The following is a 21,652-nucleotide window of genomic DNA, read 5'->3' as shown; positions in this document are numbered from 1 at the left end:
CCATGCTGGGGACGGTGTTGGCGGCCGGGGAGGGTTACACCACTATCAGGGACTCAACTTCATCGGCGACTGGAAGGACGAGTACAACCACCACCGCCGGCACTCCTCGCTCGGCTACCTAACCCCAGCCGAGTACGCTCGGCAGTGCACCCATCAAATGGAAACCGACGACTCACAGAACGTCCGGACCGAATGAAGGGGGCGGCTCAGCCAGAACTGGCGTTGGACCTCCCGTGAGGGCTGCGGCCTGCCAGGAGAGCGCATCGGGGCCCGCAAGGCCCGATCCGCTCTCCACTGCCGACGTGTCCCCTCGGGCACGTCACTGATCTTCCTCGCCCAGTCCTTGCTTGCCATCGCCCATACCTCCAGTGATTCCGAGAGGGTGTTGCGACGACCGATTGAATCCACCCTGGACTCCTTTATCGCTGTGATGCCGTAGCCCGGCCACGTCGTGGCCTGCACGCTGACGCGTCCAGAACGCCATCTCGAGGGCATCCAGGGCCAGGTCCGTGCGCAGCGACTTCGACAGCTGCCAGCCCAGCACCCGTCGGGAGAACACGTCGATGATGAACGCGGCGTACACCCATCCGCTGAAAGTGCGGCAGTAGGTGATGTCAGCGACCCACAGCTGGTTCGGAGCCGCCGCGGTGAAGTCGCGCTGCACCAGGTCCTGACGCTCATCCGGGCCGGGGCCTGGGACCGTGGTCCTCGGGCCCTTCGCGCGGCTGATCCCGCGCAGGCCTGCGGCTCGCATGAGCCGCTCCACCGTGCACCTGGCCACCTGCAGGCCCTCCCGCCGCAGTTGCGCGTGGACCTTTCGGGCCCCGTAGACCCCGTAGTTGGCCTCATGCACCCGCCGGATCTCAACGAGCACCTGCTCATCGCGCAGGCTGCGCGCTGAAGGAGGGCGCGTCTTGGCCGCGTAATACGTGCTCGGTGCGATCTGCGTGCCTGCTGCGGAGAGCGTGGTGCAGATCGGCTCGACACCGAACTCGTGCTTGTGTTCGTCGATATAGTCCACGATCAGCGCTGTGGGCGTCTCGAGCATCCGCTGCGAAGAAAGCCGACGCCGAGCGCAGGATCGCGTTCGCCCGCCGCAGTTCACGGTTCTCCTTCTCCAGCTCGGCCACCCGGGCGGCCTCGCTGGTCGTGATCCCGGGGCGGTGGCCGTGGTCGATCTCGGTTTGGCGGACCCAGTTGCGCAGCGTCTCGGGATTGATCCCGAGCTGTTCTCCCACACGGCGGAACGCTCCGGTCCTCGTGGCGGGGTCTTGACGGGCTTCCAGAGTCATCCGCGTGGCGCGTTCGCGGAGCTCGTCGGGGTACTTCCGTGGTGCTGGCATGCTCTGCATCCTTCCGTTGGATCAGAGCCTCCACCAGACCCGGGGCGATTCAATTCGTGGTGCCGCTACGTCCCGCCGGTCCTCTACGAGACCGGCAACACCGCTACGCTGCCGACGGCTGCGTAATCACACCCCGTGTCCAAGATCCGGGGGTAGGGCCCTTGCGCGGTGCCGTCTACTACACCGACGGTCAGCTCGAGGACGACGCCCGCCTCGTGATCGCGCTGGCCCGCACCGCCGCGGCGCACGGCGCGGACGTCCTCACCCGGTGCGCCGCGACCGACCTGCGTGAGGACCGACTCACCCTCACGGACGAGACGACGGGCGAGAGCGTCGAGGCTCGGGGCACGGTCGTCTCAGCGACCGGCGTGTGGGCCGGTGAACACGACCCGTCGTTGCGGATCTCGCCGAGCCGCGGATCCCACCTGGTCGTGCGGGCCGAGGCGCTCGGGTGTCCCAGCGCCGTGTTCACCGCGCCGGTGCCGGGTCACTTCGGCCGGTTCGTGTTCGCTCTGCCACAGAGCGACGGCCTCGTGCTCGTCGGCCTCACCGACGACGCCGCTCCCGGGGTCGACGGCATCGCTCCGCCGGTGCCGGAATCCGACGAGGACTTCCTCCTCGCCACGATCAACCGCGCGCTGGAGCGCCCCCTGACCAGGCAGGACGTGGTGGGCCGGTTCGCCGGGCTGCGGCCGTTGGTGCTGCCGACTCCGTCGGGCGGGTCGACGGGAGGGACGAAGAGGCGGATCGGGAGGCACGGGTTCGGGGAGAGGCGCGAGCACGGCGCGTCGGGGGATCTGTCGGAGGGCGCGGAGCGCGCACTCGTCGAGGCGGGCGCGACCGCCGACGTGTCCCGACGGCACCTGCTCATCGACGAACCTGGCCGGCCCCTGACGATCGCCGGGGGCAAGCTCACGACCTATCGCACGATGGCCGAGGACGCCGTGGACGCCGCCTGCCGTCGTCTCGGGACGGACCGGGAGTGCCGGACGAGGACGCTCCCGCTCGTGGGCGCGGCGCCGCGGGAGGTGCTGGCCCGTCTCGAGGAACCGACCCGTCTCGTGCGCCGTTACGGCACCGAGGCCGGTCGTGTCGCGGAGTTGGGCCGTCGGTACCCCCGGTTCGCGGGCCCCGTCGCCGAGGGCGTCGCCTACACCGGTGCGGAGATGCTCTTCGGCGTGCTGGCGGAGGGCGCCCTCACGGTGGAGGACCTCGTCGAACGCCGCACCCGCACCTCCTTCGTCGAGTCCGCCGTCCCCGCCGCGCGCGAGGTCGCCGCCCAGGTCCTGGAACTCGCGACCACCTGACCCCCGCCCCCCGGATGACGTCATCGGGAAAGGGGGAGAGGAGGAAGGGGCAGGGGGGCCATCGACACGGCTGAGCGCGTCGAGCGCGTGCTCGCCCTCGTGAGGTCCGAGGGCGCGGACGGCCCCAGAGCCACGGCGTTCCGACTCGAGAGGCCCCCTCCCGGGTTGGGAGAGGGCCTCTCGTTCATCGCCGATGCGGACGACCGGGCGAGCGCCGGTCTCGATCCGCCGGCCTGGTCAGCTCTCCCAGCCCGCGTCGGCGATCCAGCGCAGGGCGGAGAGGGAGGGCATGAACATGTACTCCCCGCCGCGGAGGCGGTTGAACGTCGTCACGCCGTCGACCCGCTTGCGCACGGGGCGGTCGGGGATGGTGAACCGGCCGGGCTCCTCATGCAGGCCGACGACCGGGTCACGCTCGGTGCCGAGGTCGATGAAGTTGCCGCGGTTGATCCACTCATGCTGGAGGAACTCCACCGTGTCGAAGGCGCGGGCGCTGATGAAGATGAAGAACAGACCGCGGTCGTCGTCCTTGTCGTCGGCGGCCGTGAGGTCGGGGTCCCACTCCGGGCCGAACGTCGAGGAGCGGCGGATGATCCGGTGGATGTTCTCGTCGGTGAGGATCGTCAGCTCGCTGCCGCGGGGGTTCATCCGTCGGGCGTGCGCGGCGTGGGGGCACATGAGGCCCGCCCGGTCCTCGGAGTAGTCGAAGTCGTCGTTGCGCTGGTCGTCCATGCCCAGCTCGACGTCGTCCTGGTCGGGGGCCAGGACGAGCGGCGCGCCCGAGCGCCACCGGCCGACGAGCTTCGCGCCGAGGGCGTCGCGGGACTCCTGCGTGTCCTCCTCCGCGTGCTCGCGGAGGAAGTCGTTCCAGGCGCCGACACGGCTGTCGTACTTGCGGAGCACGACGAACGAGCCGTTACGACCCAGCACGTCCGGCGAGGGCATGGCGACGGGCGAACCCGTCTCGCTGTCCTCCCCGAGGATGAACTCGCCCGCCGCGATGGCCCGCTCCTGCCCCGGGAGGGCGTCGACGCCGGCGCCCGCGACGAGCGGCTGGCTGAGCGAGTCGTGGTAGCCGAACGGGTTGGCCGCATCCGGCGCCCCGAACGCGTGCGTGCCGAGCAGGGTGACCCCGTCGATCTCCTCCAGGTACCCCAGAGCCTTCTCCACGGCGTCCGCCAGGGACTCCTCCGAGTCGGCGTAGATCGTCACCGCGACGTGCAGGGAGTCGTCCTTGTAGAACTCCTCCCACGTCTCCGGGGCGTTCTCGCCCGTGTCCATGAGCTGGCCCGCGCGGGCCGCCATGCCCTGCCGGAACGGCAGCGGGAAACTCGCGAGGGACTCCTCCGGCAGGCCCATCGCCTTGAGGCCGGCGTGGCTGATCGCCACCCCCGTCCACGCGTGCATGTCCGCGGTCCAGTCCTGCGCCGAGGGGACGTACTCGACGAGCCGCCCCAGCAGGGCACGACCCCCCTCGGGGGTGTCGACCCGCAACCCCGCGTGGATCCCGACGTAGGGCTCGGGCCGCGACCGCAGGATGAGGGACTGGATGTCGTCGAGCTGCAGCGTGACGCTCTCCCGACGGAACCGCTTGCGCAGCTCCCTGAGGTGCTCGAACGGCATCAGTAGTCCACCCCCTGCGGCGTCGCCACCGCGTCCGACAGCGCCGACAGGGCCTCCCGGGTCGTCGCGTCCATCGCGGTGTTCGCCGCCATCGCGTCGAAGAACGTGTCCAGGGCCTGCTCCATGCGCTGGTACCGGCGCACGTCCACGACCGTCACCTGCGGGTTCGCGACGAACCACGCGGCGGCGTCGATCTGGTGGTCGGCGATGAAGTCCTTGACCTTCGGGGAGTCGATCCCCGGCCAGCCCTCGACGTTGACGAACAACAGGTCCATGAGCTCGGGGATCTTCGTCGCGAAGTCGTCGATGTAGGTGTCCCAGTCGCCGTCGTAGGCCGTGGCGAACAGCACACGCGTGTCGTCGTCGAGGAACACGAACCGCATGTTGTGCAGCGTCGAGACGCGCTTGGCGCCGTCGAAGTCGCCGCCGGTGAGGCCGAAGATGCGGCGCAGCCGGTCGGCGCCGCCGGGCCTGAGGTCGGCGATGGCGGTCAGCTCGGACACGTTGCCGGAGCGGGCACCGGCCCGGCCGGCCGACTCGTACGTGCCCTCGTGGAGCGGGTTCTTGTCGGTGAGCAGGGAGTTGATCGCGATCTGGGAGATCGTCGGCGCGTCGGCCGCGACCTCCTTGACCACGCGGCGGAACTCCTCCATGCGGCTCTCCTCCGAGAGGCGCGGGTCGATGCGGGTCTGTTCGGACGTCAGCTTCTCGTTCATGGGGTCCTCCAAGGGGGTGAGGGGTCAGGCGGTGAGGTCGGCGAGGGAGTCCGGCTCCCGGCGGGCCACGGCGTTGAGGTCGTGCCGCTGCCGCGAGGACGACTCGTAGGCGAGCTTGCGGACGCGCATGATCGAGCCGAGCGGCCGGTGCGCCTCGACGCCGTTCCACGGGTTGAACGCGAGCCGGTCGTCACCGGCGACGCGACGTTCGGGGGTGAACACGTCCTGCCGGTCGAACCGGACGGTCGCGACGGTGCGGAACGGGGAACGGTCCTCGCGCCACAGCACCGCGGCGTCCTCGACCGGCATCTCCTCGAGGTCGGTGCACAGCTGCACCCGCAGCTCGTACGTCGCGCCCTTGGTCATGAAGTGGCGGACGACCGCGGTACGCATCGCGTCGAAGTCGTCGCCGACGTCGACGCCGGTGAGCTCGGCGACCTCCCCGGTCGGCGCGAGGGACATCTTGGCGACGTGGTCGCCGTAACGGATCGCGGCCTGGGTGTAGAAGGTCTCACCGAGTATGTGGGAGTAGTCGTTCGCGAGGCCCTGGACGGTCGCGCCGGGGGTGCGACCGAGTTTCTCGGTGATCGAGGCGATGCCCCGGGCGGCGGCGGAGACCGCCTTCTGCGCGGCGGCCGGGTTGCTCGCGTTCTTCTCGAGGATGTCGAGCATGTCCTCGTACTTGGTCACGGTGCCGAACGCGAGCGTCGGGAAGTTCACCATGAGGAAGTCCTGGTTGGCGCCACCGAGGTCGGGGGACAGGCGCTCGCCCTCCACGCCGATGATCTTGAGCGCGAAACCCCGCGGGGCAGGGATCTCGTCGGAGTGGATGTCGCCGGGTGCCGACGAGAGGCGGGCGACGACCTCGTGGGTGCCGGGGGTGGAGAAGATGCCCTGCGCGAGCTCGTGCGGCAGGTCGTCGTGGACGGTGAGTTGCCCGGTGATGATCGCGTGGCTCTTGGCGTGCGCGTCGCGGTGGGCGTGGCGGTGACGGTCGGCGTTCTCCGCCTGGGTGGCGGCCATTCGTTCGACGATTCGCTGGGAGATCTCGGCCTCGTTCTCGACGGGGACCTCGACGTCATCGTGGTAGCGGATGGGGTTCATCGGTATGCCTCCTCGACATCGTGACAACAATATTGTACTGGACTCAATTTGGCTCTTCGACTTTGAGCGTGGTGCTGGGTGTTCACGCCGCGATCGGTCGGGGCGCATAGCCAATGATGCGGCATCTGTAGTTTCGGTGGTTGCGGTACCCGCGCCCGACCCTCTTGATCGTCTTGGCGGTCAGGTTCGCCGCCTCGGTGCGAGCGTTCGTGACCCTGGTTCGGCAGAAGGTGAGCAGCTCACGACGCCAGGCGCGCAGCGTGCGGAACAGCGCGGCCGGCTCGGGCAGGCGGGTGGCTCGCACGGCACGCTCGAGGCCGGCCCAGTGCCGCTGGAACGAAGACGTGTCGGTGGCGGTGAGGACCTGGCGGACGTGTTCCTTGATGCCCCACGCCACAGCCAGCTCGACGTCCTCGGCCAGGATCTCCTGCAGCTTGGTGCGCTGGCGGACGGTGAGCCGGTCGCCGGCGCAGGTGAGCAGCTTGCGGTACTTCCACGGGGTGTCGGTAGCGCGGCCGCGGCGCTCGTGCAGCTCCCACACCCGGCGCCTCCTCACCTTGGTGATCATCTCGTTGGCCAGGCGCACGACGTGCCAGTGGTCCACGCTGACCTTCGCCCGCGGTAGTGCCTTGCGGATCGCGGCGCGGAACTCACTGGACATGTCCAGGGCGACGACCTGCACGCGTCGGCGCCACCACCGCGGCCGCGCTGCGAGCCAGGAGGTGACGACCTTGCCGCGGCGCCCGTCGACGACGTCCAGGATCGCGCCGTCGTCGAGGTCGGTGAACACGATGGACCACGGCTCGACCCGCTTCACCGCGTGGGTGTCCGGGTCGCGCAGGTAGCGCACGGTGCGGAACCGGTGCTCATCGATCCCCAGGTGCCGCACGTGCCGGCGGTCCACGCCGGTGTCCAGGTCCAGGGTGGTGGTGAGCATCCGCATCACCGTGGGCCAGGACAGGTGCGCCTCGTGCGCGACCCGGGACACCGCCCGCGGCTCGGCCCGGCAGGCGGATATCACCTGCTCGGTCAGCCGGGTCGTGACCCTCGCCCGCGCGGGCAGCTGCTCGGTCTCCTCGGTGAACGACCGCCGCGGGCACAACGACTCACGGCAGGCGTAGCGGCGCTTGCGCACGAGCACGTCGAGCCGCTCACCCCCGCACGGCACGTCCTTCACGCGCTGGGTAGGTCTTGCCTGGATCCGCGAGGACAGCACCCCGCAGGAGGGGCAGGCGCCCTCGCTCGTGGTCGTCTCGATCAGCACCTGCCGCGGTTGCTCAACGTCGACGCCAGGGGTGGCCGAGACGACTCGGTAACCGGACAGGTTGAACAGGATCGACGCCGCATCGACGTCGAACGTAGGCTTGTGCACGCTCGCGGTCCTCGCTCATGAGATGTCTAGACAACACCCATGCTGGCGTAGGGCCGCGAGCCCTACGTCAGGGCCCCACCACGCTCAAAGTCGAAGAGCCACAATGCGCGGACTGCACAAAAATGCCCTACAGTCGAGACGTCGGCGGTTCACCATTACCCCTACCCGTGAAGCTTATTAGCAGGGGTCCGCCCCTCCCCTTGGGTCACTCAAGGCAACGTCGTTGCTCCGCGAGCGAGGGAGGTGTACAGGGTCTGTCGGCTGACCCCGAACGTGCGCGCCACCTCGGCCTTCGGGATCCCCATCTGAATCATCACGCGCGCCTGCTCCACATCCGTGTCCGAGAGCTTCGGTGCCTGCACGTACTTGCCGCGGGCCTTGGCCAGGGCGATGCCTTCGGCCTGGCGCTCCTTGATCCTTCGACGCTCGAACTCAGCGAACGCCGCCAGGATGCCCAGCATGAGCCCGTCCACCGGGGAGGTGCCGGACTTGTCCACGGTGATCCGCTCGGACACGAACTGCACCGCACACCCCTTGTCCGTGAGCTCATCCACGATCGCGTACAGGTCCCGGGTGTCCCTCCCGAGCCGGTCCATCGAGGCGACCTTCACCAGGTCCCCCTCCCGCACGTACCGCATCAGCTCCGCCAACCCGGCGCGCTTGGCGCGGGAGCTGCCGGAGATCTTGTCCTGAAAGATGCGGTCACACTCCCCCACCGCCTCAAGTTGGCGGTCCAGGTTCTGCTCGGCCGAGCTCACCCGCACGTACCCCACCGTCTGTCCAACCACGTTTTAGACCCTCCGTCAGATATGTCTAACGGGTCCAAAATAGACCCACTCTGACGTGATCCTCTCGTGGCGGCGGGGGGTGTGTAAAGGGGTATACCTAACTTGACGCTTGCTCGCATGGGGTGCCATCGCTGACCCGACGTCAGTAGGCGAATTGCGTCGTAGTACCCGGCGGCCTGGCAGGTCCGAGGAACCATGGCATCAAGAGCCCCCGGCCCCGCAATCAGGGTCGACCCGCCACTACCCCTCGATCGCGTGACCGTCCGATGAGATTCGCTCTAGGCATGCGCGGAGCTCCTGCTCGTCCTGGGTCAACCGGTCCAGCACCGCCTGGACCTTCTTCAGTGCCGGCCGTGTCCCGTAGGCCATGAACACGTTGGCCTCCCCATCCAGCTCCACCCGGCGCACCTCCGCCGGGAAGCCCAGCTCCAGGAGCCGGTCCCACGTGTGGCCCGAGTGCTCCAGGCCCCGGGACTCGAGCACCTGCGTGGCCGGCACCGGCTGCATCGGCATGGTCAGCACGTACGTGCGCTCCTCCAGCCTCTCGATCGAGGCCACGCTCGAGCCCGTCACCAGGCGGGACACCGGCACGACCGCCGGTCCGCCCCCGGCGAAGGCCTCCCCGGCCAGGCCGGCCGAGACCAGCACGTCGACGACGCTCGCCAGCACCTCCGCCGAGGAGCACCACCACGCCAGCAGGGCCACGGCGTCCTCCACCGCCTCCCGCGGCCCACGCACCACCGTGGCGGAGTCATCGCATGCGATCCGCACCCCGGCCTCGGGCAGACACGGCCACCGCACGGAGAGCAGCCCCGCCCAGAACACCCCCGGGTCCGCCACGCCCATCCGCTGCAGCAGGCCAGCGATCTCCTCACTCGGGGCAGGCAGGATGGCGCGGACCGCGTCAGATTCAACTGTTTCCTGCGTGAATGGGACCTCCGCCAGGGCAGTAGAGCGACTACTCGCCGCGCGCCGTCGGAACGATCGGTGTGGTGTCCGCGCGTCCAGGGGGAGGCGAGAGATGGGTCCCACCGCAAGCTCCATGAACCAGAGATTGGCCTTCAGATCACCGCCCCAGGTGACCGGCTCGATTCCTCCGGCCGACTCCCACAGCCTCTGGGGCGAGGGGACCTGACGCACATCGAAGAACATCAGATCCCGCACCGGGGAGGAGACCAAGAGTTCCTCCAGGCCCAGGCATTCGCGGACGCCATCCACCATGACCTCCTCCAGAGCGGGAGCCTTCAGCCCGCTCAAAGCCACCACCGGCATCAGGGCCCAATGCGCGCGCACCACAGTGGGCAACTCGGGCCAGACCGTCCCCGCCGGCAACCCCGCTCCCTGTATCACATCGAGGTCCTCGACCCGGAAACCGGCCACCCGATCCAGGTGCTCCGGCCTCGCGTACCGCAGCCTCAGCTCGCGGAGCCGCGGCAGGTCGGCCCACTCGTGGAGGTTCTCGCTGGAATGGCCCTCCAGGCTCCACGTCCTGGGGAAGGTCCGATCCGCGGGGCACGGGCCGATGGGCCCCTCGAAGACGAGCATCTGAGCCCACGTCAGCTCGCCGGCCGGGACTCCGTCCCACCCACCCAACTCGTCAACCTGAATATACCCCTCGGCATCCGACCACGCAGTCAATTTCTGGCCTTTCTGATTATCTCTTGGAAAACGGGAGGGCGGCCCCTCCGCCTCGGATAGCCGGCAAAGGGCCAAAGCTTATTCCGCCCAGCCCTCCAGCTCCTGAAGGGCGAGCTTGAATTTGACTCTTGGGTGCAATCCTAAGTCCGCGGAGGGTTCCATTGCCAAGCATTCTTCCCCGCCAATGGGCATTGATCGAGTTGAACGGTAGCTTATACCCCCTTGCCCTCAAATTGTTCATTACCCGCTGTTCTGCGACGGAAAACCTTCTCTTGTAACTCTTGTAGCTTTCCCCTCGATGCCGGGGAATACTTTTAACGGCCACATGTGTCACACGGAGCAAATGGGGCTTCCTAAAATGCCTCAACACTCGCGACCGGATGTTTATAGACTGCCCCACATAGACCGGGGTTCTACCTATATACAGAATATACAATCCCCCATAACGAGCAGCGAGGCCATCCAAGTCATCAGAATTGAGGGGGTCCTGAGGATAAGCGTACATAGTGGAATTTCCACCAGGAACAGGGTCGCGGGTAGTAAAATGGCCCGTCACCGGGTTGTACAGCCGAACACCCATCAGAATTAACCCTGCGGCTAGAACTGCACGCTGGTCAGCTCCATGCCAGCGATACATGTTGCCAACTGTGGAGGCACTCAGCCGTGTAGCGTTTCCATACTCGTCGTAAGTAGTCCATCCGGACATACCCGCCGACACCGTTCCAGCGGTGGTGATATTCACTTCACCAACGACATCGCCGTGCGGATTCGCCAGCGAGAGCGTGGCACTGCTGCCCTCGATCCGTACGGCCAGGTCCCCACCCAGAGCGTTGATGTACCGACTGACGACCGGCTCGCCCGCGCCCGTGGTGGTCGTGGAGAACCCCGGATTGTCGGAGTCTTCCACGTACCCGTTCTTCACCACCGTAGTGCCGGTGGTCTGCTTGTGCCGGCGCCCTGCCGCGTCCAGGCTCAGAGTGGTGGTCGTAGTTCCCCGGGTGATCGAGGCGGCGGCGTCCGTGTCGTAGTACCCCAGGGTGATCGGGGCAGAGCCGGCAGCAGGCGAGGCACTAGGGCGTGTTGCTAAAGGAGGGTAGTCAGCCAGTGCAGTGTCGCTGCGAGGCTGAGCCCGGCGTGATAGTTCCGGGCGTACTTGTCCGAACGCATCGCGATCCCTCGCCACTGCTTGAGCCGGTTGAAGCACCGCTCCACGACATTGCGTCCCCGGTAGCGCTGGCGCTGGTCTTCACCGAAGTCGATCGACCGGCCCGGGCGTCTGCGCCGGTGCGTGATCTGATCGGCCCGCTCGGGGATCGTGGCCGCGATGCCATGCCGGCGCAGCCAGGCCCGGTTCGCCTTCGAGGGGTAGCCCTTGTCTGCAATCAGGCGGTCAGGCCGTATCCGGGGCCGCCCACGGACGCCGGCCACGCTGATCTGCTCCAGCGTGGTGGCCAACATCGAGGTGTCCGCCACCTGCCCGCCGGTCACCACGAACGCCAGCACCCTGCCCTTGCCATCACAGACCAGATGAGACTTCGTCGTCAGACCGCCGCGGGAGCGTCCGATGGCATGATCAGCCGGCTCTGTCCCGGATTTCTTGTCGTTCATCCAGGCCCCCTGTGGGGCGGGGCAGGGTCGCCCCGTGCTGGTGGACGCGCACGATCGTGGAATCGATCGAGGCCACCGAAGTCCAGCTCGCCAGCCTGCTGTGCCATGGACTGGGTCTTCTCCAGCACCCGCTCCCACACGCCCTGAGCGGCCCACCGGTTGAAGTTCTTGTAGATCGTGTTCCAGTTCCCGAACCGCTCGGGCAGATCCCGCCAGGGAGCTCCGGTGCGGAAGCGCCACGCGGTGGCCTCGACCACGATGCGCCGATCCACGGGCGGACGCCCGGTGGTCTTGGCTTCGGGGAACAGTGGGCCGATCACGGCCCAGAGCTCGTCTGAGATGACATCACGCGACATGACCCCAGACTCGCGCATCCACGTCCCCGAATCCTTTATCAACACGCCCTAGGGCATGTCTGACAATCGTTTGGACCACGCGAGCACAGCGTTCAACACCACGGCGGCCCGGTAGACGATCGCGTACTTGTCGTACCGGGTCGCCAGGCCCCGCCATTGCTTCAGGTGCGCGTACTGGCGCTCGATCACGTTCCGGCCCTTGTAAGCCTGCGAGTCCAGGCCCACGGGACGGCCACCGGCCGAGCCGCGGCGCCTGCGGTGGCCCTGCTGATCCGCCGGCTCGGGGATCACGGCTTTGATCCGGCGGGCACGCAGGTGGGTGCGGATCGCCCGGGAGGAGTACGCCTTGTCGCCCAGCACCGCCTCGGGGCGGGTCCGGGGCCGCCCTACCGGCCGTGCCACGCGCAGCCGCCCCAGCAGCGGCAGCAGCATCGGGGAGTCCCCGGCTTGGCCGGGGGTGATCAGGCTGACCAGCGGCAGCCCGGTCCCATCGACGAGCTGATGGATCTTCGTGCTCAGCCCTCCCCGGGAGCGCCCGATGCCGTGATCGGCCGGCTCCTCATGCAGATTCCTGTAGTTCGACCCATCCCCCTGTGAGGCGGGTGATGTTCGTCGCGTGCTGATGCGCGCGGGCGATCGTGGAGTCCACCGAGACCGACCAATCGATCAGGCCTTCGGCGTCCGCGGCGGCGGTCAGCCTCGCCAGCACCGCATCCCAGGTGCCCTCTTCAGCTAAGCGCCGGTGCCAGGTCCACACGGTCTGCCAAGGCCCGTAGACCTCGGGCAGATCCCTCCATGCAATCCCGCACCGATATCGGTAGATGATCGCCTCCACCATCGTGCGGGCGTCGGCGAACGGCCTGCCGGCCCTGCCGGTCCGGGTCGGGAGCATCGGGGCGATCAACTCCCATTGGGCATCGGAGAGCATCTGGAAGCGGGACATGCCTTCCAGGGTGTCAGCTGGCCCCCTGGATCCATTCTCAGACACGCCCTAGACCGCCCCGGAGATCCGCGGCGCGGTCACCGAGCAGGAGCTGGATCCCCGCTACCTCGGCGGTAGCCTCGCGGCCGTCGAGGTGCTGACCGGGCGGGATGGCGCATGCAGCGCGACGCTGGTGTACGCGCTCCTGGCGGAGGAACAGGGGTCGACCAGGGACGCGGTGTTGCTCAACGCCGCCGCCGGGCTCACCGCCGCCGGCCCGACGGCACACGGGCCGCGGGTGGGCGAGTGCTGGTGGGTGCGGTTCTCCCGCTCCTGAGTCGCATCATCCAGACGACCCGGTCCGTTCTGATAGGCCAGGGGCGTTGCCGGATGTGATCACCTCCCGGGTCCTGGCAGCTGAGGCGTTGAGACGCTTGCGTAGCGCGGGGTCGGCGTCCTCAAGCTCGTCGGGAATGAGCAGAACCCGAGGCCGCCCGGTCGGGTCGTTCTTCGCATCGGTGATGTACGTCGGGGCCCATGTGACCGTTTTCGCTGAAAAGTCACCGTCTGGGCCCTCTGCGAACTCGACTTCGACCATCGCCCCGTCGTGGGTTCCCGGACGCTTACCCGGCATGGCGGCAATGAGGTTTCCGGTGCTATACACCACCCACGTGTCGTTGACCTTCGCTATGGGCTGCACCCAGTGGGGATGCTGTCCGATGACGAGATCGAACTCGCCGGAGGCCGTGACCTTCTGGGCCATCCACTGCTGATCCTTATTGGGCTCATGCACATACTCCTCACCTGCGTGCATGTGGAATATCACGATGTCCGCTCCCGCTTCGCGTGCGGCCCGTGCATCGGAAATCGCCTTGTCCGGATCCAGGAGGTCCACAGACCACTCCCGTCCCTGAGGGACGGGAATCTGGTTCGTGCTGAAAGTTTGCGAGACGAAGCCGATGACCACACCGTCATCTGTGGTGAAGAGATCCGGCTCATCGTCTTCGGCGCGCGTCGCGGAAGTCCCAGCGGTGGCAATGCCATGGCGGTGGAGAACCTCGAGAGTGCGCTTCATGCCCGCCCAGCCGTCATCGACTGAGTGGTTCGACGCGGTAGTGCACACGTTGAACCCAGCAGCGACGATCGCTTCGACCGTCTCCTGTGGAGCACGGAATCGCGGCCAACCGGAGTACGGCCCGCCCTGCTCTGCCAAGGGGACTTCTTGATGACATATGGCTACGTCAGCCTCGTCCAAGAAGGGTCGAACCGATGCCAGCAGGGGTCGAAAGTCGAACCCCTTTTCAGTGCGCGCCGCCTCGAAGAGTGCCGGGTTCCACAGAAGATCCCCTGAGGTGTTCACGGACACCGTCCGCGGTGGCCCTGGGGAACGGTCAGCTGCTGGGCTCCCCGGATCCGCGGCGGCGACGGAGGAACTGGCCGAAGACGTCGAGACCGCAGGGGAAGGACTGACCGACGACGGGCCGGACTCAGGAACCGAGCACGAGGTGGCGGTAGCTGAAATCAAAAGAATTGAAGCGAACGCGGCACAGGTAGCAGTAGCTGAGCGGTGGGGGTGCATATGACCGATGGTATGGCTGACAACACACAAGGGGCGGGCTGAGACTTTGGAGGGCGTATCCCACTTCCAGCTGCTCTCCGACGCCCAGTGGGAACTGACCGCCCCGATGCTCCCGACCCGGACCGGCCGGCGAGACCGGCCTCTCGCGGACGCCCCCACGATGGTTGGGGCATCACCTACCGGTCCCGTGGCGGGATCTGCCCGGGGAATTCGTGTCTGGGCAAGAAGGTGTGGGCCCGACGCCGGCGCATGGCCGCCGAGGGCACCTGGGACATGGTCTTGGTCAAGCACCCCGCGGCCGCTGACTCCCAGGCGCTGGAGGACTGGTCTGTTTGAAGTGAACTCCACGACCGCCCGCACCCACCAGCACGCCACGAACACCAGGCGCCACACTTCGGGGCTGGATCGAGCTACAAGAATTCGCGTGAGGAGTCTGCCGACCACGGCATCGGCCGCTCCCGGGGCGGGCTGAGCACGAAGATCCACCAGCCCGTCGACGGGGCCGGGCCGCCACTGTCCAGCCTGACCACCCCTAGCCAAGCCGGCGACTCCCCGATGCTGCTGCCCCTGCTGGGCCAGCTGCGCGTAGGCCGGCCGACGGGCCGGCCCCGGACCCGCCCGGAGGCGGTTTTCGGCGACAAGGCGTACTCCTCCCGCCCGATCCGCACGCACCTGCGCTCCCGAGGGATCAAGGCCGTCATCCCCGAGCCGGCAGACCAGCCAAGGCCACCCCCGGCGTCGTGGTTCCCGCGGCGGACGCCCCGTCGGCCTCGACGCGGAGACCTACAAGGGGCGGAACGTGATCGAGCGCCAGTACGCCCACCTCAAGCAGTGACGGGGACTGACGACCAGGTATGACAAGCACGGGATCCTCTACCGCGCCGCCGTGGTGTTGAACGCGGTCCTGACGTGGTCGAAACGATTGTCAGACACGCCCTAGATCTGACCGTCGGATCCATGGACACTCCGGGCCGTGCCCGGAGACGATGAAGGCCCCCGCCACGGCGGGGGCCTTATCACGTCCAGAGGCCGGGACGGCCGCGTGGGCTCGGCCGGCGGCCTGGATCGGCGGGACGGGTCAGTGGGACGCGGCGTCGTCTGAGGCGGCCGACGTCGGCCCGTCCCCGCGCAGCGCCGCCACGGCGGCGGACTGGTCCAGCATCGGCTGGCGCATCTCCTTCTCGAGGAAGCGCAGCAGCGCGGTGGAGAGGTCGGGATCCTCGGAGGCCACGGCGTCCACGGCGACGGCGGCGTGGAACTGGTGGGCGAACGCGTTGATGGCCGTCTGGGCCACGCAGCTGTGGGTGGAGATCCCGCAGAGCAGCACGCGGCCCACTCCGCGCTGTCGCAGGTCCTCCGCCAGCGAGGTGCCGTGGAAGGCGGAGTCCCGGGTCTTCACGATCTCGAGGGTGTCGCACCCCTCGGTCTGCAGGTCGGTGAGGAGGCGCGCCTGCTCGGTGCAGGGGAAGGCGAAGCCCTGGTCGTCCTCGAGCATGTTGAGCGTCCAGGTGGAGCGGTCCCGCGCGTGCTCCGTGCGCACCAGGACCACGGGCCGTCCGCCGTCGCGCGCCGCGGCGAGCAGCTCGTTGACGGCCGCCAGGACCCTCTCCTGTTCCGCAGCCAGCTCGGGGAACTCGAAGTAGCTGTTCTGCATGTCCACGACGATCAGGGCGGTCTGCTCCCCCGCAGGGCCCTGCGGACGGGAGCGGGAGGGTTCGGCGGAGGTGTCAGGCATGCGGGGCGTCCTTCCATGGGGGACGACGAAGGCCCCCGCATCTGCGGGGGCCTACTCGATGATCTGGTGGCTCCGACCGGCGTCGATCCGGTGACCTTACGATTTTCAGTCGTACGCTCTACCAACTGAGCTACAGAGCCCGGTGACATAAGCCACCTGGACCATGCGTCCACCGGACTCCGTTGCTCCGAATACCGGTGTTCGGATGATCCGAGCGACCCTGACGAGACTTGAACTCGCGACCTCCGCCGTGACAGGGCGGCGCGCTAACCAACTGCGCTACAGGGCCTTACTGGTGCTGCGTGGTGCTTTGCAACGAGATGGAACTCTAGCAGAGCCTCGTCCCGATGTGCAAACCCGACGTTCCCGGGGCTCCAGATGCTCCCCGCGGCCGGCCGTGCGTACCCCCAACGGGATTCGAACCCGTGTCGCCGCCGTGAAAGGGCGGTGTCCTAGGCCTCTAGACGATAGGGGCAGGTCCGACGTCGGGATTCCCGCGAGGGCCTCAGCGAAGTCTAAAGTGGCCCCACACCCCCCGCCAAATCCCCCGGCCGCGGGAGGCGGACCGGCCGCGGGTCGGGGCGCCGACCGCGCGAACCGTCCCCGCCGCCAGCGACAGGAGGCCCCGCCGTGACCGATCACCCCGCCGCTGACTGGATGTCCGAGGACGAGTTCGACGCCGCCGTGTCCGCCGCGCTCACCCGTGTCCCGGACGAGCTGGCGCGCCTGCTGACCAACGTCGTCGTGGTGGTGGAGGAGGAGTACGAGCCCCAGCACTGGGAGGACCCGGACACCGAGCTCTTCGGCCTCTACGAGGGCGTGCCCCTCGGGGAGCGGGCTGAGGTGCCGTGGCAGATGCCGGACCGGATCGTGGTGTTCCGCGGCCCCCTCATGCGGCACTGCCGGGACCGCGCCGAGCTCGAGGAGCAGATCACCGTGACGGTCCTCCACGAGGTGGGGCACTTCTTCGGGATCAGCGAGGAGCGGCTCCACGAGCTCGGCTGGGGCTGAGCGGGGACCGGCGGCTCAGGCCTGCGGCTGCTCCCGCACCGGGCCGTGGTCCGCGCGGCGGCTCAGCCGGACGTCCTCCCGGAACGGGACCACCATGACCGGTCCGCGCGCGTGGTGGGCCACGCCCTGGCTCGTGGAGCCGAGGAGGGAGCCGGCGAACCCGCCGAGACCGCGCGTGCCGAGCACCGTCAGGCGCGCCGTGCCGGTCTGCTCCACCATGACGTCCACGGGGCTGCCGTCCACGAGCTCGCCCGTGACCTCGAGGCCCGGGTACTCGGAGGAGAGCCAGCGGGCGCCGGCGTCCACGAGCTCCTGCATGTCCTTGGCCCGTGCCTCCTCGTCCAGGCTCACGGCGAGCCACGCCGCGTTGGCGCTCACGGGCGGCACGGCGACCACGAGGTTCAGGGGCGCGCCGCGCAGGCGGGCCTCCTCGGCAGCCACGAGGGCGGCGGCGCGGCCCTGCTCGGAGCCGTCCACGCCCACGACGACGGGCACCCCCGCCGCGGCGCGGGAGGCCTCCACCCCGGCGGGGATGATGGCCACGGGGCAGTGCGCGTGGCCCGGCAGCGCCGAGGACACGGAGCCCAGCAGGCGACCGAGGAAGCCTCCGCGGCCGCGGCTGCCCGAGACGAGCAGGGACGCCTGCTTCGAGAGGTCCACCAGCACGCCGGCGGCGTCCCCGACCTCGACCCGCAGGGTGGGCTGCACGCCGTCGGCGTCCAGCTGGCCCGCCACGTCCCGCAGGAGGGCTTCGACGCCCTCGCGCAGGCGGTCGTCGTCGGGGTAGGCCGCACCCGCCTCCGCCCCGTACCCCCAGAAGGTGGGCATGGTGTAGGCCGTGACGAGGGTCAGGGGCTCGCCGCGCAGGGACGCCTCGCGCTGGGCCCAGCGGGCGGCGGAGACGGACTGCTCCGAGCCGTCCACGCCCACCAGGACGCCGAGCGGGGCGGCACCCGTGCCGGGATCGGTGTGCTGGGATGCGGTGGACATGCGAACCTCCTCGAGTCGCTCCCCGACCCCCGGACGGGGCCGGTTCGATGCCACCAGTCTAGTCCTCGGGGGTCGCCCGGAGCGGGGTCCGGCCGGCGGGGAGCCCGGCGGTGAAGGCCCGCGGATCCTCGGCGAGGCGCGCTGGGAAGGCGTCCATCCGGAGGTCCCGGGCGAGGCCGTCCCGGGGATCGGCGCCGGCATGGGCGGCCGCGGCGGGGCGGGCGATCGGGGCGTCCGAGGCCGCCACGATCACGTTGCCGCGCCGGCGTCCCTTGAGCATGGGCGGGTCCGCGATCACCTCGACGTGGTCGAAGGCCCCGACGACGGCGGCCACCTCTGCGCGCACGGCGGCCAGGTCCGGGCCTCCGCCCACGTTGAGCACGTACAGCCCGCCCGGGGCGAGCACGCGCGCGGCGGCCTCCGCGGACGCGGCGCCGGTGAGATTCGGCGGCGTGATGTGGCGGGCGCCCGTGGGGTCGTCCGGGTCCGGGGCGAAGACGTCGCGGATGAGGAGGTCGCGGGAGGCCGGGTGGGCCTCGGCGAGGATGTCGGCGGCGTCGGCCACGCGGATCTTCAGCGCGGGGGCACGCGGCAGGCCGAAGTGCTCGCGGGCGAGGGCGGCGAGGCCGGCGTCGATCTCCACCGCGGTCTGGTGCGAGCCGGGGAAGGCGTGGTCCACCCAGCGGGCGAGCGCGCAGCCGGCGCCGCCGAGGTGCAGGGCGCGCAGCGGGACGGGATCGGGCCAGTGCGCCTCGACGGCCGCGGCCGCCCAGCGCATGTACTCGAAGCCCATCCGCTCCGGATGCTCGGGGTCCAGCGGCGAGGACTCCACCCCGTTGACGAGCAGGGTGAACGCACCCGGCGCGAAGGGGTCCTCGACGATCTCGGCCGTCCCCGAGGAGATCGCGTGGACGCCCGGGACGACGCCGGCGTCGACGGCGGCCGTGGCGGGTCCGCGGCGTCGCGGCGCCTGCCCGCGCCTAGCCACGGCGCACCATCAGCTGCTCGTGCAGCCCGGCCCACGCGCCCTCCATGGGCTGGGGGGCGCCGTCCTCCACGAAGCCGTGCTTGCGGTAGAACGCGATCGCGCGGGGGTTCTCCGCCAGGACGCGCAGGACGGCCGGGCCGTCACCGGCAGCGGCGCGCATCAGGCGCGCGCCCACACCGGTGCCGTACGTCTCGGCGAGGATGTAGAGGACCATGAGCTCGCGTCCAGGCATGCTCGGGCTCGCGGAGCCGTCGTCGGGGGCGTCCGAGGCGTCGGAGGCGTGCGAGGCCTCCGGTTCCCCGCACGCCGGACGCTCGATGCGCGACGGCCCGGCGAGGGCGACGCCCACGAGCCGGCCGCCGTCGGCCTCGGCGACCCACAGGTCCTTGTCGGATCCGATGAGCGCGGCCCAGGCGGGGACGTCCTCGGGCACGCGCGCGTCCACGCGGTCGAACACCTCGGCGGCCAGGAGCGAGCCGTACGCCTCGCGCCAGGACCGCGCCTTGACGCGCAGGAGTGCCTCGACGTCCTCGGGGCGGGCGGGGCGGATCACGGCGGCCACGGCGGGCCTCCTCTCGGGGTCGTCGGTTCCCGCTTCGTCCACGAGAGCGGTGGGGGGAGCGCCCGTCTCGTCCACGGAACCGGGGGTCAGCGGCCGTCGTCGTCCGCGGTGGCGCGGGCCGAGGCCGCGGTGCCGAGCCCGAGGTCGCCCGCGGCCGCGCCCTCCGGCCCGCCCTGCTCGGCGAGGGCGGCCTCGAGGCGATCGAGCTTGCCGTCCAGCTCGCCGACGTGGCCCGGGCGGATGTCCGCCTTGAGCACCAGCGAGACGCGGGAGCCGTACGGCTCGACCGCCTCGACCGCGGCCTTCACCACGGCCATGACCTCGTCCCACTCCCCCTCGACCTCGGTGAACATCGAGGAGGTGCGGTGCGGCAGCCCGGAGGCCCGCACCACGGCGACGGCGGCCGCGACGGCGCGGTGCACGGAGGCGGTGTCCCCCTCACCGGGGACGTGGGCGGCGTCGGCGGGCTGGCCGGAGGGGGCGACGGAGAAGGCGACGATCATGGCACCAGTGTGCCGTGCCGTCGCCCTCTCGGGCACCGGCCCGCCGGGTCAGCCGAACAGCGGCTGCAGCGCCTTGACCAGCTCGTTGACGCCGATCGCCACGAACACCAGCGCCGTCAGGCCGAGCAGCGCGTTGCGCAGCCACCCGTTGCGGAACTGCGGGGGCACGTGACGCGCGTTGTTGAGGAACAGCAGCGTGATGGCCAGGAAGGGCATGAAGAGGGCACCGAGCGTGCCGTAGAGCAGGATCAGGAAGATCGGGCGGTCCAGGAACAGCAGGGACATGGGCAGGATGGTCAGCCACAGCAGGAAGAAGCGGCCGGGCTTCGAGGCGAGCGACGGCGCGTCGTCCTGGTCGATCTCGGCCGCGGGGCGGCGGAAGTTGGTCCAGAAGTCCGCGAACATCAGCGACACGCCGTGCCACACGCCCAGGAGCGAGGAGAAGGACGCCGCGAAGAAGCCCACGAGGAACACCACCGAGTACGTCTCGCCGTAGCGCTCGGCCAGGACGTTGCCCACGTCGAGCAGGCCCGCGTCGCCCTTGGAGATGGCCAGGCCGGCCGAGTGCAGCAGCTCGACGCCCATGATCATCGTGGCGATCACGAAGATGCCGGTGAGGATGTAGGAGGTGGCGTTGTCGAACTTCATGACCCGCATGTACCTGGGGACGTTCCAGCCCTTCTCGCGCAGCCAGTAGCCGTACGCGCCGAGGGTGATGGTGCCGCCCACGCCGCCGGCCAGGCCGAGCACGTAGAACATGGCGTCCGGGTCGTTGCCGGGCAGGCGCGGCACGAGGCCGGAGAGGATCTCGCCGAGGTTCGGGGCGGTCAGGGCGGCGGAGAGCAGCACGGTGACGAACATGATGCCGATCAGCACGGTCATGATCGTCTCGATGAGGCGGTACTTGTTCAGCCACACGAGGCCCAGGCCCACGAGCCCCGCCCCGATCGCGAAGACCTTGCTGTCCACGCCCGGGAAGAGCGCGGCGAGCGGCAGCGCGGTGGAGGACATCGCCGTCGCGCCGTAGACGAAGCCCCAGATGAGGATGTACGGGCCGAAGTACCAGGACGTCCACGAGCCGAGCGAGCGCCAGCCCTGGAAGATCGTCTTGCCGGTGGAGAGGTAGTAGCGGCCCACTCCCTCCACGAGCACGATCTTGAAGATCACGCCGAGGACCACGGCCCACAGCAGCATGTAGCCGTAGCGCGAGCCGGCGGTCAGGGTGGCCACGAGGTCGGCGGCGCCCACGCCCGTCGCGGCGGCCACGATGCCCGGGCCGAGGGAGTTCCACTTGGGACGGATCGGCGTCTCGTTGAGCTCGGCCTCCGTGAAGCCGACCACCGCCGGGTTGTGCACGGGATGGCGGGGATCCGGGGCGTGCCCGGCGGCGGCGGTGGTGTGGGACATGGTGCCTCATCGGGGGTCGGCGCGCGGGAGGCGACGGCGACGGCCGCCCCGGGTGCACGGGCTTCGGTGCAGTGTGAGTGCGCTCACTATAGCGCGGAGG

The 21,652-nt window shown here is 69.5% G+C and carries 18 protein-coding genes, 3 tRNA genes and 5 pseudogenes; 4 read left to right on the top strand and 22 right to left on the bottom strand.

Annotated elements, in window-relative coordinates; all coding sequences use genetic code 11:
- Positions 1–61 precede the first annotated feature (61 nt).
- Positions 62–196 (top strand): annotated as a pseudogene (locus LG274_RS09180) (integrase core domain-containing protein); the annotation flags it as partial.
- Positions 197–210: 14 nt separating this feature from the next.
- Here LG274_RS09180 and LG274_RS09175 read toward each other — a convergent pair.
- The 3 genes and pseudogenes from LG274_RS09175 to LG274_RS09165 form a co-directional block, all read right to left on the bottom strand.
- Positions 211–354, bottom strand: a pseudogene (locus LG274_RS09175) (IS30 family transposase); the annotation flags it as partial.
- Positions 320–1,048, bottom strand: coding sequence for an IS3 family transposase (locus LG274_RS09170; protein ID WP_343282145.1), 729 nt, complete (start codon positions 1,046–1,048; stop codon positions 320–322). The pseudogene LG274_RS09175 and the gene LG274_RS09170, both read right to left, overlap by 35 nt.
- 94 nt (positions 1,049–1,142) lie before the next feature.
- Positions 1,143–1,292, bottom strand: a pseudogene (locus LG274_RS09165) (IS3 family transposase); the annotation flags it as partial.
- Positions 1,293–1,504: 212 nt separating this feature from the next.
- Between LG274_RS09165 and LG274_RS09160 the strand changes: the two are divergent.
- Positions 1,505–2,650 (top strand): glycerol-3-phosphate dehydrogenase/oxidase, encoded by a 1,146-nt coding sequence (locus LG274_RS09160; RefSeq protein WP_019310328.1) that lies wholly within the window; start codon positions 1,505–1,507, stop codon positions 2,648–2,650.
- A gap of 237 nt (positions 2,651–2,887) precedes the next feature.
- On the opposite strand, the gene LG274_RS09155 is transcribed toward LG274_RS09160, so the two are convergent.
- The 10 genes and pseudogenes from LG274_RS09155 to LG274_RS09110 form a co-directional block, all read right to left on the bottom strand.
- A complete protein-coding gene (locus LG274_RS09155; RefSeq protein ID WP_298714716.1) occupies positions 2,888–4,273 on the bottom strand; it encodes a peroxidase in 1,386 nt (461 codons plus the stop codon).
- Positions 4,273–4,989 carry a hypothetical protein gene (locus tag LG274_RS09150; protein ID WP_298714719.1) on the bottom strand — a complete coding sequence of 239 codons (717 nt, stop codon included), beginning with the start codon at positions 4,987–4,989 and terminating at the stop codon, positions 4,273–4,275. The genes LG274_RS09155 and LG274_RS09150 overlap by 1 nt, the downstream gene beginning before the upstream one ends.
- A gap of 24 nt (positions 4,990–5,013) precedes the next feature.
- The gene (locus LG274_RS09145) at positions 5,014–6,093 is read right to left on the bottom strand and encodes a catalase family protein (RefSeq protein ID WP_298714722.1); all 1,080 of its coding nucleotides are present in this window, start codon (positions 6,091–6,093) and stop codon (positions 5,014–5,016) included.
- Between the two features lie 82 nt (positions 6,094–6,175).
- Entirely contained in the window at positions 6,176–7,465 is a 1,290-nt protein-coding gene (locus LG274_RS09140) for an ISL3 family transposase (RefSeq protein WP_404464059.1), read from the bottom strand.
- A gap of 209 nt (positions 7,466–7,674) precedes the next feature.
- On the bottom strand, positions 7,675–8,253 hold the full coding sequence (locus tag LG274_RS09135; RefSeq protein WP_064845789.1) for a recombinase family protein: 579 nt from the start codon (positions 8,251–8,253) through the stop codon (positions 7,675–7,677).
- A gap of 240 nt (positions 8,254–8,493) precedes the next feature.
- Positions 8,494–9,798: a hypothetical protein gene (locus tag LG274_RS09130; RefSeq protein ID WP_404464056.1), complete on the bottom strand. Its 1,305-nt coding sequence runs from the start codon at positions 9,796–9,798 to the stop codon at positions 8,494–8,496.
- A 109-nt stretch (positions 9,799–9,907) separates the two neighbouring features.
- Positions 9,908–10,528, bottom strand: a complete 621-nt coding sequence (locus LG274_RS09125; protein ID WP_404466055.1) for an RHS repeat-associated core domain-containing protein — start codon at positions 10,526–10,528, stop codon at positions 9,908–9,910.
- A gap of 446 nt (positions 10,529–10,974) precedes the next feature.
- Positions 10,975–11,873, bottom strand: a pseudogene (locus tag LG274_RS09120) (IS5 family transposase).
- Between the two features lie 30 nt (positions 11,874–11,903).
- A protein-coding gene (locus LG274_RS09115) for an IS5 family transposase (RefSeq protein WP_166437828.1) occupies positions 11,904–12,798 on the bottom strand; the annotation gives its coding sequence in 2 pieces (ribosomal slippage) (positions 11,904–12,440 and positions 12,442–12,798; 894 coding nt in all).
- A 322-nt stretch (positions 12,799–13,120) separates the two neighbouring features.
- On the bottom strand, positions 13,121–14,143 hold the full coding sequence (locus LG274_RS09110) for a CapA family protein (RefSeq protein WP_404464054.1): 1,023 nt from the start codon (positions 14,141–14,143) through the stop codon (positions 13,121–13,123).
- Between the two features lie 220 nt (positions 14,144–14,363).
- On the opposite strand from LG274_RS09110, the pseudogene LG274_RS09105 reads away from it, so the two are divergent.
- Positions 14,364–15,296 (top strand): annotated as a pseudogene (locus LG274_RS09105) (IS5 family transposase).
- Positions 15,297–15,434: 138 nt separating this feature from the next.
- Here LG274_RS09105 and LG274_RS09100 read toward each other — a convergent pair.
- The 4 genes from LG274_RS09100 to LG274_RS09085 form a co-directional block, all read right to left on the bottom strand.
- The gene (locus LG274_RS09100; RefSeq protein WP_404464052.1) at positions 15,435–16,091 is read right to left on the bottom strand and encodes a cysteine hydrolase family protein; all 657 of its coding nucleotides are present in this window, start codon (positions 16,089–16,091) and stop codon (positions 15,435–15,437) included.
- A 64-nt stretch (positions 16,092–16,155) separates the two neighbouring features.
- Positions 16,156–16,231: transfer RNA gene (locus LG274_RS09095), tRNA-Phe, on the bottom strand.
- Between the two features lie 75 nt (positions 16,232–16,306).
- A tRNA-Asp gene (locus LG274_RS09090) sits at positions 16,307–16,380 on the bottom strand.
- A gap of 113 nt (positions 16,381–16,493) precedes the next feature.
- Positions 16,494–16,566: transfer RNA gene (locus tag LG274_RS09085), tRNA-Glu, on the bottom strand.
- Positions 16,567–16,748: 182 nt separating this feature from the next.
- Here LG274_RS09085 and LG274_RS09080 point away from each other — a divergent pair.
- A complete protein-coding gene (locus tag LG274_RS09080) occupies positions 16,749–17,102 on the top strand; it encodes a metallopeptidase family protein (RefSeq protein WP_282442780.1) in 354 nt (117 codons plus the stop codon).
- A 15-nt stretch (positions 17,103–17,117) separates the two neighbouring features.
- On the opposite strand, the gene LG274_RS09075 is transcribed toward LG274_RS09080, so the two are convergent.
- From LG274_RS09075 to LG274_RS09055, 5 genes are all read right to left on the bottom strand, one after another.
- Positions 17,118–18,092 carry a universal stress protein gene (locus LG274_RS09075; RefSeq protein WP_404464050.1) on the bottom strand — a complete coding sequence of 325 codons (975 nt, stop codon included), beginning with the start codon at positions 18,090–18,092 and terminating at the stop codon, positions 17,118–17,120.
- Positions 18,093–18,150: 58 nt separating this feature from the next.
- Positions 18,151–19,080 carry a spermidine synthase gene (locus tag LG274_RS09070; RefSeq protein WP_404464048.1) on the bottom strand — a complete coding sequence of 310 codons (930 nt, stop codon included), beginning with the start codon at positions 19,078–19,080 and terminating at the stop codon, positions 18,151–18,153.
- Positions 19,073–19,642, bottom strand: coding sequence for a GNAT family N-acetyltransferase (locus LG274_RS09065; RefSeq protein ID WP_404464046.1), 570 nt, complete (start codon positions 19,640–19,642; stop codon positions 19,073–19,075). Before LG274_RS09065 ends, LG274_RS09070 begins: the two co-directional genes overlap by 8 nt.
- 86 nt (positions 19,643–19,728) lie before the next feature.
- Entirely contained in the window at positions 19,729–20,145 is a 417-nt protein-coding gene (locus LG274_RS09060) for a thiamine-binding protein (RefSeq protein ID WP_298710595.1), read from the bottom strand.
- A gap of 48 nt (positions 20,146–20,193) precedes the next feature.
- Complete coding sequence (locus tag LG274_RS09055; RefSeq protein ID WP_298710598.1) at positions 20,194–21,552, bottom strand: Nramp family divalent metal transporter; 1,359 nt, start codon at positions 21,550–21,552, stop codon at positions 20,194–20,196.
- Positions 21,553–21,652 lie beyond the last annotated feature (100 nt).

The organism is Micrococcus antarcticus (assembly GCF_044872765.1).
Classification (GTDB): domain Bacteria; phylum Actinomycetota; class Actinomycetes; order Actinomycetales; family Micrococcaceae; genus Micrococcus.
The sequence above is the reverse complement of the archived record's forward strand: the minus strand, read 5'-3'. Positions and strand labels throughout refer to the sequence as shown.